At 60.5% G+C, this 13,891-nt stretch carries 13 protein-coding genes; 8 read left to right on the forward strand and 5 right to left on the reverse strand.

Annotated features, from left to right (window positions below):
• Window positions 1-194 precede the first annotated feature (194 nt).
• The 3 genes from NLY33_RS14065 to NLY33_RS14075 all read left to right on the forward strand — a co-directional run bounded on the left by NLY33_RS14065 (window position 195) and on the right by NLY33_RS14075 (window position 4,294).
• The gene (locus NLY33_RS14065; protein ID WP_197031261.1) at window positions 195-1,412 is read left to right on the forward strand and encodes a tetratricopeptide repeat protein; all 1,218 of its coding nucleotides are present in this window, start codon (window positions 195-197) and stop codon (window positions 1,410-1,412) included.
• Window positions 1,409-2,233 (forward strand): FecR family protein, encoded by an 825-nt coding sequence (locus NLY33_RS14070; RefSeq protein ID WP_023687780.1) that lies wholly within the window; start codon window positions 1,409-1,411, stop codon window positions 2,231-2,233. The genes NLY33_RS14065 and NLY33_RS14070 overlap by 4 nt, the downstream gene beginning before the upstream one ends.
• Window positions 2,234-2,323: 90 nt before the next feature.
• A complete protein-coding gene (locus tag NLY33_RS14075) occupies window positions 2,324-4,294 on the forward strand; it encodes a CHASE2 domain-containing protein (protein ID WP_198020316.1) in 1,971 nt (656 codons plus the stop codon).
• A gap of 85 nt (window positions 4,295-4,379) precedes the next feature.
• On the opposite strand, the gene NLY33_RS14080 is transcribed toward NLY33_RS14075, so the two are convergent.
• From NLY33_RS14080 to NLY33_RS14095, 4 genes are all read right to left on the reverse strand, one after another.
• Entirely contained in the window at window positions 4,380-5,354 is a 975-nt protein-coding gene (locus NLY33_RS14080) for a L,D-transpeptidase family protein (protein ID WP_023704582.1), read from the reverse strand.
• 314 nt (window positions 5,355-5,668) lie between these two features.
• Window positions 5,669-5,923 (reverse strand): hypothetical protein, encoded by a 255-nt coding sequence (locus NLY33_RS14085; protein ID WP_023704584.1) that lies wholly within the window; start codon window positions 5,921-5,923, stop codon window positions 5,669-5,671.
• A 224-nt stretch (window positions 5,924-6,147) separates the two neighbouring features.
• On the reverse strand, window positions 6,148-6,351 hold the full coding sequence (locus NLY33_RS14090) for a hypothetical protein (protein ID WP_023667962.1): 204 nt from the start codon (window positions 6,349-6,351) through the stop codon (window positions 6,148-6,150).
• A gap of 289 nt (window positions 6,352-6,640) precedes the next feature.
• On the reverse strand, window positions 6,641-7,552 hold the full coding sequence (locus NLY33_RS14095) for a LysR family transcriptional regulator (RefSeq protein WP_023681081.1): 912 nt from the start codon (window positions 7,550-7,552) through the stop codon (window positions 6,641-6,643).
• 176 nt (window positions 7,553-7,728) lie between these two features.
• Here NLY33_RS14095 and NLY33_RS14100 point away from each other — a divergent pair, with 176 nt between their 5' ends.
• The 5 genes from NLY33_RS14100 to NLY33_RS14120 all read left to right on the forward strand — a co-directional run bounded on the left by NLY33_RS14100 (window position 7,729) and on the right by NLY33_RS14120 (window position 13,656).
• Window positions 7,729-8,931 (forward strand): MFS transporter, encoded by a 1,203-nt coding sequence (locus NLY33_RS14100; protein ID WP_023691454.1) that lies wholly within the window; start codon window positions 7,729-7,731, stop codon window positions 8,929-8,931.
• A 293-nt stretch (window positions 8,932-9,224) separates the two neighbouring features.
• Window positions 9,225-10,052, forward strand: coding sequence for a transporter substrate-binding domain-containing protein (locus NLY33_RS14105; protein WP_023704585.1), 828 nt, complete (start codon window positions 9,225-9,227; stop codon window positions 10,050-10,052).
• A 144-nt stretch (window positions 10,053-10,196) separates the two neighbouring features.
• Complete coding sequence (locus NLY33_RS14110; RefSeq protein ID WP_023704586.1) at window positions 10,197-11,477, forward strand: NAD(P)/FAD-dependent oxidoreductase; 1,281 nt, start codon at window positions 10,197-10,199, stop codon at window positions 11,475-11,477.
• A gap of 19 nt (window positions 11,478-11,496) precedes the next feature.
• Complete coding sequence (locus tag NLY33_RS14115; RefSeq protein ID WP_023687785.1) at window positions 11,497-12,468, forward strand: amino acid ABC transporter permease; 972 nt, start codon at window positions 11,497-11,499, stop codon at window positions 12,466-12,468.
• A gap of 624 nt (window positions 12,469-13,092) precedes the next feature.
• Window positions 13,093-13,656: a sigma-70 family RNA polymerase sigma factor gene (locus tag NLY33_RS14120; RefSeq protein WP_023667968.1), complete on the forward strand. Its 564-nt coding sequence runs from the start codon at window positions 13,093-13,095 to the stop codon at window positions 13,654-13,656.
• Here the strand turns inward: NLY33_RS14120 and NLY33_RS14125 are convergent, their stop codons facing one another.
• Window positions 13,657-13,833: a hypothetical protein gene (locus tag NLY33_RS14125; RefSeq protein ID WP_023704587.1), complete on the reverse strand. Its 177-nt coding sequence runs from the start codon at window positions 13,831-13,833 to the stop codon at window positions 13,657-13,659.
• Window positions 13,834-13,891 lie beyond the last annotated feature (58 nt).

Consider the following 13,891-nt stretch of genomic DNA (forward strand, 5'->3'; position numbering starts at 1 on the left):
GAATAAACCCGATATCTTGTTGCGCAGCTGCAACAGCTGCTGAGGACTCGCATAAGTCCGGCGACCGTTCAGTCGCCTTTTTCTTGCAGTCGTGCTAAATCTCTCGCACTAGTCGGGTTTGGGGGTGGGTTCTCGGCATGCAATCTTCGTTTCGAACGATCTTCGGCGTCGCCGCAGCGCTGCTTTGTGCCGGCGTGTTGCCGGCCGGCGCACAAGGTCTTTTTGGGGCCTATGACGATGCGTTTGCGGCCCGCATCGCCAGTCCGGCCGACAACGGAACGCTCGCCCAATTCGTCACGGTTGCGGTCAATGCTGGGCAATACGATCAGGCGATCTCCTCGATCGAGCAGTATCTGATCCAATACCCGCGCGATGCGCGCGCCCGGCTTGCGGCCAGCCGGTTGTATTATCATGTAGGGTCCTATGAATTGGCCCGGCGGCAGGTGCAGTACGGCATCGAAGTCGGAGGTCTGACCGCAAGTGAGCAACAGGAAGCTGTTCGCCTGCTCGCCCGCATCGAGCGCGCGTTGCGTGGCGTCACCTGGGAACTCGCCCTGACCGGCGGCGTATTCAGCGCATTCACCGATTTTGAGCCAGGCGGGGCGCAGGACGACGACAGCTTCGTCTCGCCTTACGGGCAGGCGGAAGGTTTTGTGCGGTGGGACCTCGGCACGCCAAGTGCCGACGCGCTCGTTCTTTCGGGGTCGTTGACCGCGACTGAGCGTCTTTTCACGGAAGACCTGTCGGTTCCGGGTGGCGAGAAGACTTTTATCCACGGCAACGCAGCGATAACCTGGGACAAGGGACTGCCCAACAGCGGGATCGATTCGCTGCGCCTGCTGCTTTCCGCGTTCACCGTTACGGATCGTTTCGACAGCGACATTTACGAAACCGGTATCGGCCTCAGTGGACGTTTCGTCGTTCGCCCGACGGTCGAGACGACGCTCTTCGCCGGTGGCGGCTACATCGATCTAAGCGCCTCGCAAGGCATTTTCGCGGATAGCAGGGTCTTCTATGAGGCAGGCGGCAGCTACCGCTTCCGCAATGGCCAGGCGCTCGGCTTGCGCTTTGTCGGCTCGAATGACTTCGCTTCCGGATCGGGCGAAATCAGCCGCAGCTATACGGGCGAGGTCCGCTATGGCGGCCTGTTGATGAACGTACCGGATTTTTTCGCATGGTCGCACCAGATCGCCTTATCGGCCGGCCACAGCGACACTCCCGATCTGTCCGTCGGCATCGGCACAAATATCAAGAGCGACTTCTGGCGCATTGCCTCGGAAAGCGATTTTCAGCTGACGGAAGCGCAGAAGATCAGCGTCGATCTCGCCTACCGCAAAACCAACTTCGCCCTCGCCAACCGCGACCGAAAATCGTTCGAAATGCTCATGAGCTATACGTTGACGCTCAATTGAAAGAGGCCGCGATGAGGTATCATCAGATCGTCATTTTTATCGCCTGCCTCGCCTTCGCGGCACCATCCGCTGCTGAGACGGTCGGGTCGATGACGGCCTACCAGACCATCATCGTCCGCAATAACGGCGGGACGATGAACGTTGGCGCCGGCGTCGAACTCGGCGACCAGTTGCGCAGCAATCCCACCGGTCTCGGAATGCTGGTGTTCCGGGATGAATCGAGCGCCAAAATTGGTCCAAACACCAGCCTGACGATCGATGAGTTCGTCTACAATCCGGGCTCCGGGTCGGGAAAGATCGACATCGGGATGAACAGCGGCCTGGCCCGTTTTTATGGCGGCCAGGTTTCGAAAGGGGGCGTCATGCAGGTTGCGACGCCGCACATGGTGCTCGGAGCGAGAGGCGGCATCATCGAAGTGCTGGTGGCAGCCGGCCAGACCGTCGGCATATTGCGCGCCGGCCGCATGACCTGCACGATCAATGGCAAACGGCTGGTCATCACGAACCCGGGCTACGCCTGCACGTCGGACGATGGCAAGCTTCTGGCCGGCTACGGCGGCATCGACGCCTTCCCGATCTTGGACAGTATCGACCGGATAGCGGGAACCGGCCTGCCGGGCGCACCGGGTCCTGGGTTGGACGTAAGCGCAATTTGTGCGTCGGCTCTAGGCTCCTCGCTCAAAGTCTGCGGGTCCAGGGACGGCGCACTGCCAGGAGTGGTCATGGAATTCCCTGACAGCCCAACGCCACCTGCGGGCAGCGGGGGGCGGCGGGGCGAGTGTGAGGGTGAGGGTTGCTGCTACTACTACAACTGCGATTAGGCCTGGCTGCACGAGATGAGCCACTCGGTCGGTAGGCGCTGGGCTGATTGGCGGCAAGCCGGCAGACGCAAAATATCCGGCCTTGTGGTCGTGCTCCTGCTGCTCGCTTGCCATTTGACTTTTGACGGGCCGTTGTCGCGCCTGCGTGAGCGGACGTACGACTTCTATCAGTTTCTCGCCCCACGTCAGGCGACGAGCAATCCTGTCGTGATCGTCTCGATAGACGACGCCAGCCTCAAGGCACATGGGCGATGGCCCTGGAACCGTGGCCTCTTGGCCGATCTGGTCAATGGCATCACGCAGTCCGGTGCGGCGGTGGTCGGGCTTGCGCTGGTACTCCCCGAGGCTGACACCTCGCCTGAGGGCATGGCCGGAGACAAGCGCCTGGCAGCGGCGCTGTCCAAAAATCGAACGGCGCTTGCCGTCAGCCTGGGCAATGAAGCGACGGTTTCAGAAGCAGAACCCAAAGCCGGCTGGTCGATCGTCGGGCAAGTACCCGATACACTTCCCGGCTTCACCGGTCTTACCGGGTCGCTTGCCGAATTCTCGAACGCCGCCGCAGGCCTCGGCGTGATTCGCACCTTGCCCGATCCCGACGGCGTACTGCGCCATGTGCCGCTGCTCTGGCTTCGCAACACCCCTCAACGCGCGCAGCTGTGGCCGTCTTTCGCACTCGAGCTCCTGCGCCTTTACGCTGGACAGGACGGTTACACAGCCCGGATGAATGCAGCCGGGTTCGACGCACTCAGGATGGCAGGCGCCATTGTGCCGCTCGAGCCGGAGGGGAGCATCCGCCTCTGGGAAACCGCCACGGACACGCCTCGCCTGTCTGCCAGCACTATCCTTTCGGGCCATGGCGATCCGCGGCTGCGGGACGCCATCGCCATTGTCGACCTGTCGGCTGTGGGCCTGACGCAGTACCTGCCCACGCCGACGAGTCCAGCGCGACCAGGAGCGGAGATCCACGCCGATGCGATCGGCCAGATGCTTGCCGGGCGCTTCCTGGCAGAGCCAGCGCACGCGCGTATGCTCGAGCGGCTCTGGTTTCTCCTCAGTGCCGTCGTTTTCATCGGGCTTTCTGGAGTGCTCGCCGGGCGTGTCGTGCTTGGCGCCATCTCCCTGGCGCTGCTGGCCGTCACGCCGTTCGTGTTCGGCGCTCTCGAGTACAGCCTGCAGGGTGCACTCTATGACCCGCTGCAGCCGGCGCTTGCAACCATCATGGTTGCGGGCTTCGAAGGCTATGTCCTCTACAGGCGCAGCGAGCAGCGCCGGTCCACCCTGACGCGACAGTTCTCCCAATATCTGTCGCCCTCCGTGGTGCAGCGCCTCGCAAGCTCGGACACCGAGGCAATCCTGTCCGGCGAGAAGCGCGAGATCACAATTTTGATCAGCGACATACGTGGCTTCACGACCATGAGCGAACAGCTCGACACCCAAGAGATCGCCAAGGTGGTCAACCATTTCCTCGGCATTGCGACCGATGAGATCCTCAAGCGCGACGGCACCATCGACAAGTTCATGGGCGATGCGGTGCTGGCCTTCTGGAACGCACCGCTAGATCAACCCGATCATCGTGAGCGTGCGCTCGACGCGGGCCTGGCCCTTATCGAGCGGGTGAGGCGCGAAGACGCCGCCTTCACCGCGGATGGCCATCGCTCCATCGAAATCGGCGTCGCCATCGAGACCGGCATCTGCTCGGTAGGCAATTTCGGCTCCGAACGGCGCTTCGATTACACCGCGATCGGCTCCCCCGTGAACCGCGCGGCACGGCTCGAATCGACGACCAAGAAGCTGGGCATCCCCCTGGTGCTTGGACCCGGCTTTGCGGCAGGAGCATCGATGCCGGTCGTCCAGGCGGGCGCCTTTGAGCTCCAGGGTTTCAAGGGCGAGGTCCCGGTTTTCACCGTTCCGGAGATGCAAGCTGCTCAACAAGGTATGAGCCGCGAAGTAGAGAGCCAACGTGGTGAGCAATCTGGCGCCCCCGCCATGGTGGTTGGTTCGCCGCCATCCGTGCAAATGGCGCCGCTTGATGTTGCACCCCGAACCCGAAGCACGCGCTGATCGGCCAACGGGTCGCAGGATGCGATTGTCACGGGCACCGACGGACATCTTGTTTCGGCGACATCGAGGGATGCGACGGCTTGCGTCACTCGTCCTTGAAAGTCACCTTCATATGTTTGTGCACCATTGAGGCGAGGTCCTCGGCATCCCAGTTCGTTAGCCTGATGCAGCCGTGAGAGAAGGTCTTCCCGATCTTGCCGGGTTCGGGCGTGCCGTGAATGCCGTAGCTTTCGATGGAGAGGTCGATCCAGATTGATCCCACGGGATTGTTAGGGCCGGCAGCAATGGTGAAGGGCCGCTTGGTTTTGACTCCCTTGAATGCAAAATCGGGATCGTAGTGATAGGTCGGGTTGTGCACCACCCTTTGGATCTCTGCCTGCCCACTTGGTGCCGGCTTCTCGTCGCTCCCGATCGAGGCGGGGTAGACGGCAAACGCTTTATTGGAGGGGTCGAGCACGCGCACCTGATGAGCGCCTTTGTCGACTTCGACGCCGGCAATGGTGGCGGGAGGTTCACCCCGGCCAACATCTGGTACCAGCAGCGTGGTTCCAGCTTTCCTGAATCCGGTGCCTGGGTTTAGCCTCCTGAGCAATGGTTCGCTCACATGGAAGCGCTCCGCCAGCTTCTCGATCGAGTCGTGATAGCCAAGCCTTCTCAGGCGAGCCATCCTCTCCATGCGCCCCGGAATGCGTTTGGTGAAGGGGCCGCGTACATCTTTGCGGGTCAGTTCATAGGTGATCAGAGCTGGGCTGGTGGAGGTTGCCATCAGCTTGTCCCAAGTCGCCTGGGTGAGCTTGCCATCTGGGGCCAGTCCGTTCGACGCCTGGAAGGCCTTGACCGCCTTGGCGAAGTTCTCTCCAAGGCGGCCGTCGATGAGCCCCGGTGAGAAGCGCGCACGATCCAAAAAAATTTGCGCCTTCAGCACGGCAGGATCGAGCCCTTTCGGATCGCCGGCGGAGAATTGCGCCTGATTTACAGCGGCTAGATCCAGCTTGGCCGCCTCCGTCCCGCCGCATGCGAAGGCGAATGCAATGGCGAGGAGGAGAAGGAGCCTGATCATCGATGTCACTCCTTGCGTTAAATCGCACCTGATCTGCTTCTATGACGCGCTGTGGCAGATCTGGTTCCATTCGCCGGTAGGAGGATCATAGGCAACCAGCCTTACGCCGCCGACCGGTCCGAGACGTTCGATGCCCATGCCTTGCCCCTCACGAGAGGCGTTGCTGGCCGCGCAGATCGGCAGTGTAAAAATGGTCTGGCCATGTTGACGTGAGCTTCTACCTTCAAACTGCCCACTACCTGGACCGGCAGTCAAATGGTCTCAGGGCAGCAAGTGAGGAGATGCGCTGGGAACCGGCTTGTCGGGCGGGTATTCTATTGATCTTCGGTATCGATAGATCCATGTTCCGTCGTCACTGTGATCGCGTTGTCGCCCGCGATTACTCTAGCGTATTCGAAGCGCTCCAACTTCTGTTCTGCCGATAGGCCTTTGAACATCGCGGTGGCCGAGTTCGTGATTTTGAAGTCGCCGCAACTCGGACAGCGAAACTCCCGGATGTCACCAACTGTCTCCGAATTAACGAGCGCCTGCTCATCTGTAATCGGGCAAATTGCGGCCATCCAAGCCATCGTGGTCCTCCGTCCTAAGGCCGTCCTCGATTACCCAAAAGGCATCATCGAGTGCAAAATCCATTTCTACCGACGCTCACCCCACCTGGAGTACTCCACCGAGTAGATTGCGCTCTCCACTCTCCAACCCAGAATGTGGATTAAAGCCAGTTCCTCGGCGAGCGATTTGCTGGTGGGCGGTAGGCGCTCTCGCTCTGGAGCCTCTCCCAAACGATCGGAGATGTTCATGTAGCGTCGGGCAGGACCGAAGGGCCGGAACGTGGCGTTTTCATCTCTTCGGCAATCACCAGCAGCGCCTCCAGAGCGACGGCGATCCCCGACATCACCGTACTTATGTCTGCGCTGCCGCCGAGCGTCGAAAGTTCGGCCGCTCGCGTTTGCATGCTTTGGCTCAGCTCTTGTAACTTCAGGCGCAGCTCGTCATCCATGTATGTTCTCCAAGCTTGACGCTGGAGGAACGCGCCTGCTTACAACCCGTTCCGCCGGTGGCCGCAGAGAACCAGAGACACCGCAGATGCTACAACTTGCGCTGTGGCGGCGCTTAGGATGGGCGGTGGATTGAGCCTCAGCGACTGACCGTCGGCAAATAGCGGATGCTTCAGTCTCGAAAAGGTGCTGGACGGCTCGATATGCACCGCCCCTTGGCCCTGGGTGCTGGTCCCATGCACAGTAAGGCCGTGCAAGTGCGCGCGGCCTCTGGGCTCAACATTCCAGTCGTCATGGTCCAAAGTTGTCCCAAGGTGGGTTCTCACCAAAGTGGGCGGCGAGAAGCGTCACGAAGCTTTGAACTTTGGCGGAAAGATGCCTTCTTGACGGGTACATCGCGTAGATCGACCGGCTTACCGGCTTGAACTGGGGCATCACTGTCTCCAGTTGGCCCGAACGAATGGCTTCTCCAACAAGGAAAGTGGGGCAAAGTACTATGCCTGCTCCACCCAGCGCCGCATCGCGCAGGAGCTGCCCGTTCGTTGCCGTCATCCGTGCAGTGATTTTTACCGCCACTTGCCCCTTTGGTCCGTCGAACCGCCATTTTCCGCGGCTGGCGCGCAACGCGTAGTCCAGACAATCATGGTCGTGGAGATCCGACGGCTTTGTGGGACGCCCGCGTCTGTCCAGATAATCGCGCGAAGCGCAGACCACCTCGCGTGACGGCGCGATTCGGCGAGCAACCAGATTGGAAACCGTGAGTGGAGCGATGCGTACCGCGACATCCAGGCCCTCTTCCACGATGTCAACCACACGGTCGTCCAACACCAACTCAACCGACACCTCCGGGTAGACCGCGAGATATTCTGCAACGACTCTCCCAAGGTGCATCGCGCCGAAGGAGATCGGCGCGCTGACACGCAGTGAGCCGGTCGGACGTGTCTTGCTCTCGGCCGCGCTCGTACGAACTTCCTCGACATCCTCGATTATGCGCAGACTGCGCTCGTAGACGGAGGCGCCGAGCTCTGTCAGGCTGATGCGCCGGGTCGTCCGGTTGAGAAGGCGTGCGCCAAGCCACTCTTCCAGCATTTGGACATGCTTGCTCACGGCCGCTGGCGATAGTCGCATCCGCTTGGCCGCTCCAGCGAAGCTGCCTTCACCGACGACGTTGGCAAACACGGTCATGCTGGTCAGCCGGTCCAACTGCAATCACCTCTTTCATTCACGTTTCGTGAATTCACCATCCATATCTCCCTCGATTATCAATCCGCAGCGGACAGATTATCTGAAACCAGGCCGGGATCAAATTGCCCGATCCGTCTCTCTAACGTTTGCCCGAAAAGTTGGCGTCGAGTGCCTCTCGCGGGCTGAAGGTGATCATGTCTCTGACCAAAGCAGCCCTTCGGGAGAAACAGGGAGCCACTTTTCGCATGTGGCTCTCCGTGCTCACTGTATCGCTGGGTATTTTTTCGATGATCACTGCGGAGCAACTCCCTGTGGGGCTGATTCCGGCAATTTCTTCCGAGTTGAATGTCTCTATTGGGAGTGGCGGTCTCACGGTGACGATACCCGGCGTAATTGCGGCGTTCGCTTCTATCGGTTTGCCGTTGGCAGTGGGGAGGCTCGACCGGCGTATTCTGATGGCGGGCCTGCTCGCGGTAATGGCTGCGGCGAGCGTGATTTCAGCGCTCGCAACGAACTTTCCCGTTCTGCTCGCGTCCAGGCTGCTCGTCGGGATCACCATCGGTGGCTTTTGGGCGATAGCCGGGAGCATCGCAGTACGCCTTGTTCCTGGACCGTCCGTGCCGCGCGCCATGACTATTGTCTTCGGCGGTGTAAGTGCCGCTGCGGTGCTGGGCGTGCCGGCCGGCACGATCATCGGTGATCTAGTCGGCTGGCGCGGCGCGTTCTGGTCTCTCGCCGGCCTGAGCTTTGCCACACTGCTCGCCGCCCTGCTTGTGCTTCCGAAGCTGGAGGCGGCGCAGCCTGTGGAGGTGAAAGCCCTGCGTGCGCAATTGCGCAATCCCGCCCTTCTGGCGGGCGTGGTTGCGACCGCACTGCTGGTGGCTGCCCACTACGGTGCCTACACCTTCGTGAGCCCGGTGTTGCTGGAGGTCTCGGGCGTCACTGCAGGGAGCATAGGCTGGCTACTGTTGGGGTATGGCATTCTCGGAATGATTGGCAACGCCGTCGCAGGCGTCTGGGCCGCCAAATCCGTCGGTCGCACATTGGCCTGCGTCGTCATTGGGCTCGGGGCCACGCTGGCTCTTTTCCCGTTGCTCGGGGTCACGCCGCTCACAGGAACCATCCTGCTGCTGGTGTGGGGCTTCGCGTATGGCGCGGCGCCCATTACGCTGCAGACGTGGGTGCTGAGTGCAGCATCAGAAAGCGCGGAGACCGCGACGGCCATCTACTGCTTCACTTTCAATCTTGCCATCTCCGTGGGTACCCTAGCGACCAGTCAGATCGTCGACACGATGGGCGTGAACAGGGTCCTCTGGGTCGATTCCGCCATCATCCTGCTGGTGCTGCTGCCGGTGTGCCGCGCACCCATGCTTAACCGGAACATCGGAAACTCGTAGACAGCAAGCCATCCTGTGCCGCCATCTGTCTATGATGCTGTGTAGGTTGAAGTAGACCTTCGTTCCTCTGTCTTGAAAGTCACGCGCGTCACATCAAACGCGGGTTCCGCCGCACCGTGCGGGTGCCGATGCTTTGCGCCCCCGGAGGACAACTGGCTACTTGAAAAAAGACTTGATCCCCTCGTCGACATGTGTGCTGATATGAGATCGATCTCATGCCGCGCTCTCAATTGCTCTACGGGAGCGCGCTCTGGGAAGCATATGTCTGAATGACGATGAAGAGGGAGGTTCAAGTGAGGAAATTGATCGCGTGGCTGGCCTTGGCCACTACCACGCTCGCGTTCGCGTCTGCGGCGTCGGCGGGTGAAACCATCGACCGGGTTACCTCGAAGAAGGCAATGGTGGTCGCCACAAACAGCGGTTGGCCGCCGCAGAGTTTCCTCGACGACAGCAATCAGTTGGTCGGCTTCGATATCGACGTCTCGAAGGAGATCGCAAGGCGCCTCGGTGTGGAGGTCAGTTTCGACACGCCGGACTGGGCGACGATGACGGGCGGCCATTGGCAGGGACGCTACGATCTGGGTGTCGGCTCGGTGACGCCGACCAAAGCGCGGGCCAAGGTGATCGATTTCGAAGGCATCTATTATTATAGCCCCTACGTTTACGTGGTTCACAAGGACAGCCCGGCCAAATCGGTCGCCGACCTGAACGGTAAGATCATCGGCGTCGAGACCGCCACCACGTCGGAGGATTTCATCCGTAGACAACTCGAGATCGATGCTCCCGGCCTGCCGCCCATCGAATACAAGCTGGAGCCCGGTGAGATCAGGACTTTCGCTGACTCAATGCTGCCGTTCGACGATTTGAGGCTCGGCGACGGCGTGCGCCTCAACGCGGTCATCGCACCAGAACAGACGGCTCAGAACGCGATAAAGAACGGCTACCCGTTGCGTGTCCTGGAAGGCGGCTATGCCTTCCGTGAGCCACTGGTGGTGATCGCGGAAAAAGGTGATGCCGAGTGGAATGCCAAGATCGGCGCCATTCTCGACGAGATGAAGAAGGACGGTACCCTCGCGAAACTGACCACCAAGTGGTACGGCAAGGATTACAGCTCTGACTGAGAGGCATCGTGGATAAAGCTTGAGCGGGGTGCATTCAATTGAACATCCCGCTCCATCTGTTTTGTTTCAGCCGCATTTCCACGACACCGGGCGGCTCCGCCTGCTTGCAAAATGCTCTAGTGCCGCCACCTCATCATATTGATCATGACATGTCCTGACACCTATTACCGACGCACGCTTGCCGACAACACCATCAGACCGCCGCTGAGCGGCGTTTCCGAGTGCGAGACAGTCGTTGTCGGCGGCGGACTGGCCGGCCTGACGACGGCGTTGCAGCTGGCTCGCGCCGGCCAGCAGGTCGTCGTGCTTGACGCGCAGCGGATAGGATTCGGCGCTTCCGGTCGCAATGGCGGCTTCGTCAATCCCGGTTTCGCCACCGGCACCGACAACATCGCCGCGATGGCCGGCGTCGACGCGGCACAAAAACTGCACCGCCTGTCCATCGAAGGCGTCGACTTCGTGCGGCAGACGATCCGCGATCTCGACATCAAGGCGGCAGAGCCGCGCTCCGGTATATTGAGCGTGCTTCGCCACGATGGTGGCGCCGCGCTCAAGGCATATGCCGAGCAACTGGCGCGGGATTTCGACTATCGGCTCGACTATCTCGATCGCGACCAGGTGCGAGCGGTGCTGCATTCGGATCGCTACCACCAAGGCCTGCGCGATCCCAGCGCCTTCCACATGCATCCGCTTAACTATCTGCGCGCCGTTGCTGGCGAGATCGAGCGGCTGGGCGGCAGGATATACGAGAGAACGGCTGCCGTTGAAGCCAACCTTGACGGCGCCGAAAAGATCTTGCGTACCGACAGCGGCGAAGTGCGCGCCCGCCAGGCCGTAGTTGCCACCGGCGGATATACGGGGCCACTGGTCGGTCGGCTGCAGCGGGCATTCCTGCCTATCGCCACTTACGTTATGGTGAGCGAGGAGGCGCCTGACCTCATCGCCAAGTCGATTACGACGACCGACGCCGTCGGCGATAACCGTCGCGCAGGCGATTATTACCGTGTTGTCGAAGACGGCAGGCGGCTGCTCTGGGGAGGGCGCATCACCACCCGGGCAGCCTCATCGGGCGTGTTGGCGAGGCAATTGCGCCGTGAGATGGTCACCACTTATCCGCAGCTCGAACACCTCAAGACCGAACTCGCCTGGTCCGGGCTCATGTCTTATGCCCGGCACATGATGCCCCAGATAGGCCCGTTGCAGCCGGGCGTCTGGTACCTCACGGCTTTTGGTGGCCATGGCATCAACACCACGGCGATCGCCGGCAAGTTGATCGCCGAAGCCATACTGGGACAATCGGACCGCTACCGGCTGTTCACACCCTTCGGCCTTGCCTGGGCGGGCGGCCCGGCTGGACTTGCGGTTGCGCAACTCACCTACTGGAAGCTGCAGGCGCAGGATTGGTGGCGCGAGCGGGCCCGCTGACCGCAGGGAGATCGAAGACGTGATCGGCCGACTATTGCTCAACCACCCGGACGCGGCGCGCCGCGTTGGCGTATTCTTCGTGCTCGCCGCCATCGCCGCCGGCCTGTATGGGCTCGGCATCAAAGCCAGTTGGCTCGGCAAGCTCGTTCCGGGGTCGGTCGAGTGGCTCGCCGCCAACCCGGACGTCGGGCGGGCGGTCTCGGCGGTGCTGATCGCATTGATCTTGGTGGCGAACTGGAACGCGCTGCGGTATCTCAGCCGCAAACAGCAGATTGTGGCAGTTTGGATAGAGCTGTTCGTGTTGCTAATGTTGTTTTTCTATTCCTTCGACCTGTCCTTCGCGTTCATCGCCAAGAAGATCGGCTTCCTCGTCTCGAAGGGTGTGGTGACGACCCTCTACATTTCGGCCATTTCGATCGCCATTGCCACCCTCATCGCCTTCGTTGGCGCCATCGCCAAACTTTCCCGCAACGGCGTGGTCTATGGCTTGGCGACCTTCTATACCTCTCTGTTTCGTGGCTTGCCGTTGCTGATGCAGATCTACATCATCTATCTCGGCCTGCCGCAGATTGGCTACGTGATCGGCGCCGTGCCGGCCGGTATCATGGCGCTGTCGCTCTGCTACGGCGCGTACATGACCGAGATCTTCCGCGCCGGCATCGAAAGCATCTCGCGCGGCCAGACCGAGGGTGCTACGGCACTCGGCCTTAGCGCTAACCAGACGATGTTCCTGGTCATCCTGCCGCAGGCGATGCGCGTCATCGTGCCGCCGACCGGCAACCAGTTCATTGCGATGCTGAAGGATTCTTCGCTGGTCTCGGTGGTCGGGGTCTGGGAGATCATGTATCTCGCACGCACGCAGGGCCAGACCGAGTTCCGCCACATCGAGATGCTCATCACCGCCTCGATGATCTATTGGCTGCTCTCGATGGGGCTCGAGTTCCTTCAGTCGCGGATCGAGGACCGGTTCGGGCGCTCACTCAAGCGCTGATCGTCATCCGTGATCTTCGCCAAAGCGAGTTGCACAGCACCGCAACAGCCAGCTTCGGAGAGCAGCTGCAGATTGTACGCGACAGCATGCCTTTCGGCGACGTCGTGAGGGGTAAATCAACCCGGTATTTCATCGGCTTAGCCCGATCGGAGGGCAGAATAGAGCAAGTGCTGGACGAGCATGTTCGTTGGCCGACTGCCCGGCAACTACGACCGATTGCTGGATTTCACCCGCGCCAATAAGTTAACAAAATTAACGACTTTAACATGTCTCCGGGCCAACCATTATCGCTATGTATCGGTGGAGCCGAGTTCGCCACGTGGTTCGCCAATAGGCTTGTCAGGCAGTGGTTTGCGCGTTACCAGCCGCACGACTCGGTCCATACCCTGCACAGCCAAACGCACCGGCGAGGCTTCCCGGGAATGAAGCTCGGCATGGTGTTTCGTTCCTTTGAAGTGGGCGTGTTTGGGGGAAGACCGTAGTCGGCGTGTTCGCGCCCGGTGGAATTTTCGAAGAGTTGTTTCCAACGGCGGGAACGAACCAAACTTCCATGCATTTAGCTCTGGCTTCGTTCATTCACTCTTTCTTCTGGGAGCTGGACCATTGTCATCCGGAGGCTATCTCTTGGCCGACCAACAAACCAATGACGTTTCCATCGTTGATCTGATACCTGCCCTGCGGGCTTTCGCGCGCACCTTCTGCCGCGTTCCAGACGATGCCGACGATCTGGTGCAGGAAACGTTGACCAAAGGGCTCGCCAACATCGACAAGTTCGAACCCGGTACACGCATGAAGTCGTGGCTCTTCACCATCATGCGCAACACCTATTACACCCGGATCAAGATCGCTGCACGGGAAGCGCCAGGCCTTCTCGACTGCGCGTCTTCGAGACCGATTTCGGAAGCTACCCAGGAATGGACCGTTCAGAGCAAGGAAGTTCACGGCGCCATCCAAAAGCTGCCCGAACATCAGCGCGAGGTGCTGATGCTGATTGGCGTTTTAGGAGTGGGCTACGAGGAAACCGCCGAAATCTGCGGCTGCGCGGTAGGGACGGTCAAGAGCCGGCTGAACCGTGCCCGCGCCAACATCCTTGAGCTACTCGGGGAGAGCTCGTTGCAGACATTGATAGAAAGGCGAAATCAGCTGTCGGATGGTCAGCTCGATATAGAGGTCGACAGCCGCAGATAATCAGCTCTTCACGTCTCGCCGACGCTTCTCGACGAGAGCGTTTTGCAATTCGATCGCCAGCTTGGACAGGCGGTCCGGTATCTTTTCCTGCTCTATGGCGGCCAGCAGGGAAGCAATCTCCCGATCCACTGCCATCTCGACAAGCAGATCCGTGGTATCGTCGCTCGAATGAGACATCACGTTCTCTTGATAGCATCCCTAGATCCAAGTCTGATGATGAGCGCTCGGCACTACA

This window comes from Mesorhizobium sp. C432A (genome assembly GCF_030323145.1).
Lineage (GTDB): Bacteria > Pseudomonadota > Alphaproteobacteria > Rhizobiales > Rhizobiaceae > Mesorhizobium.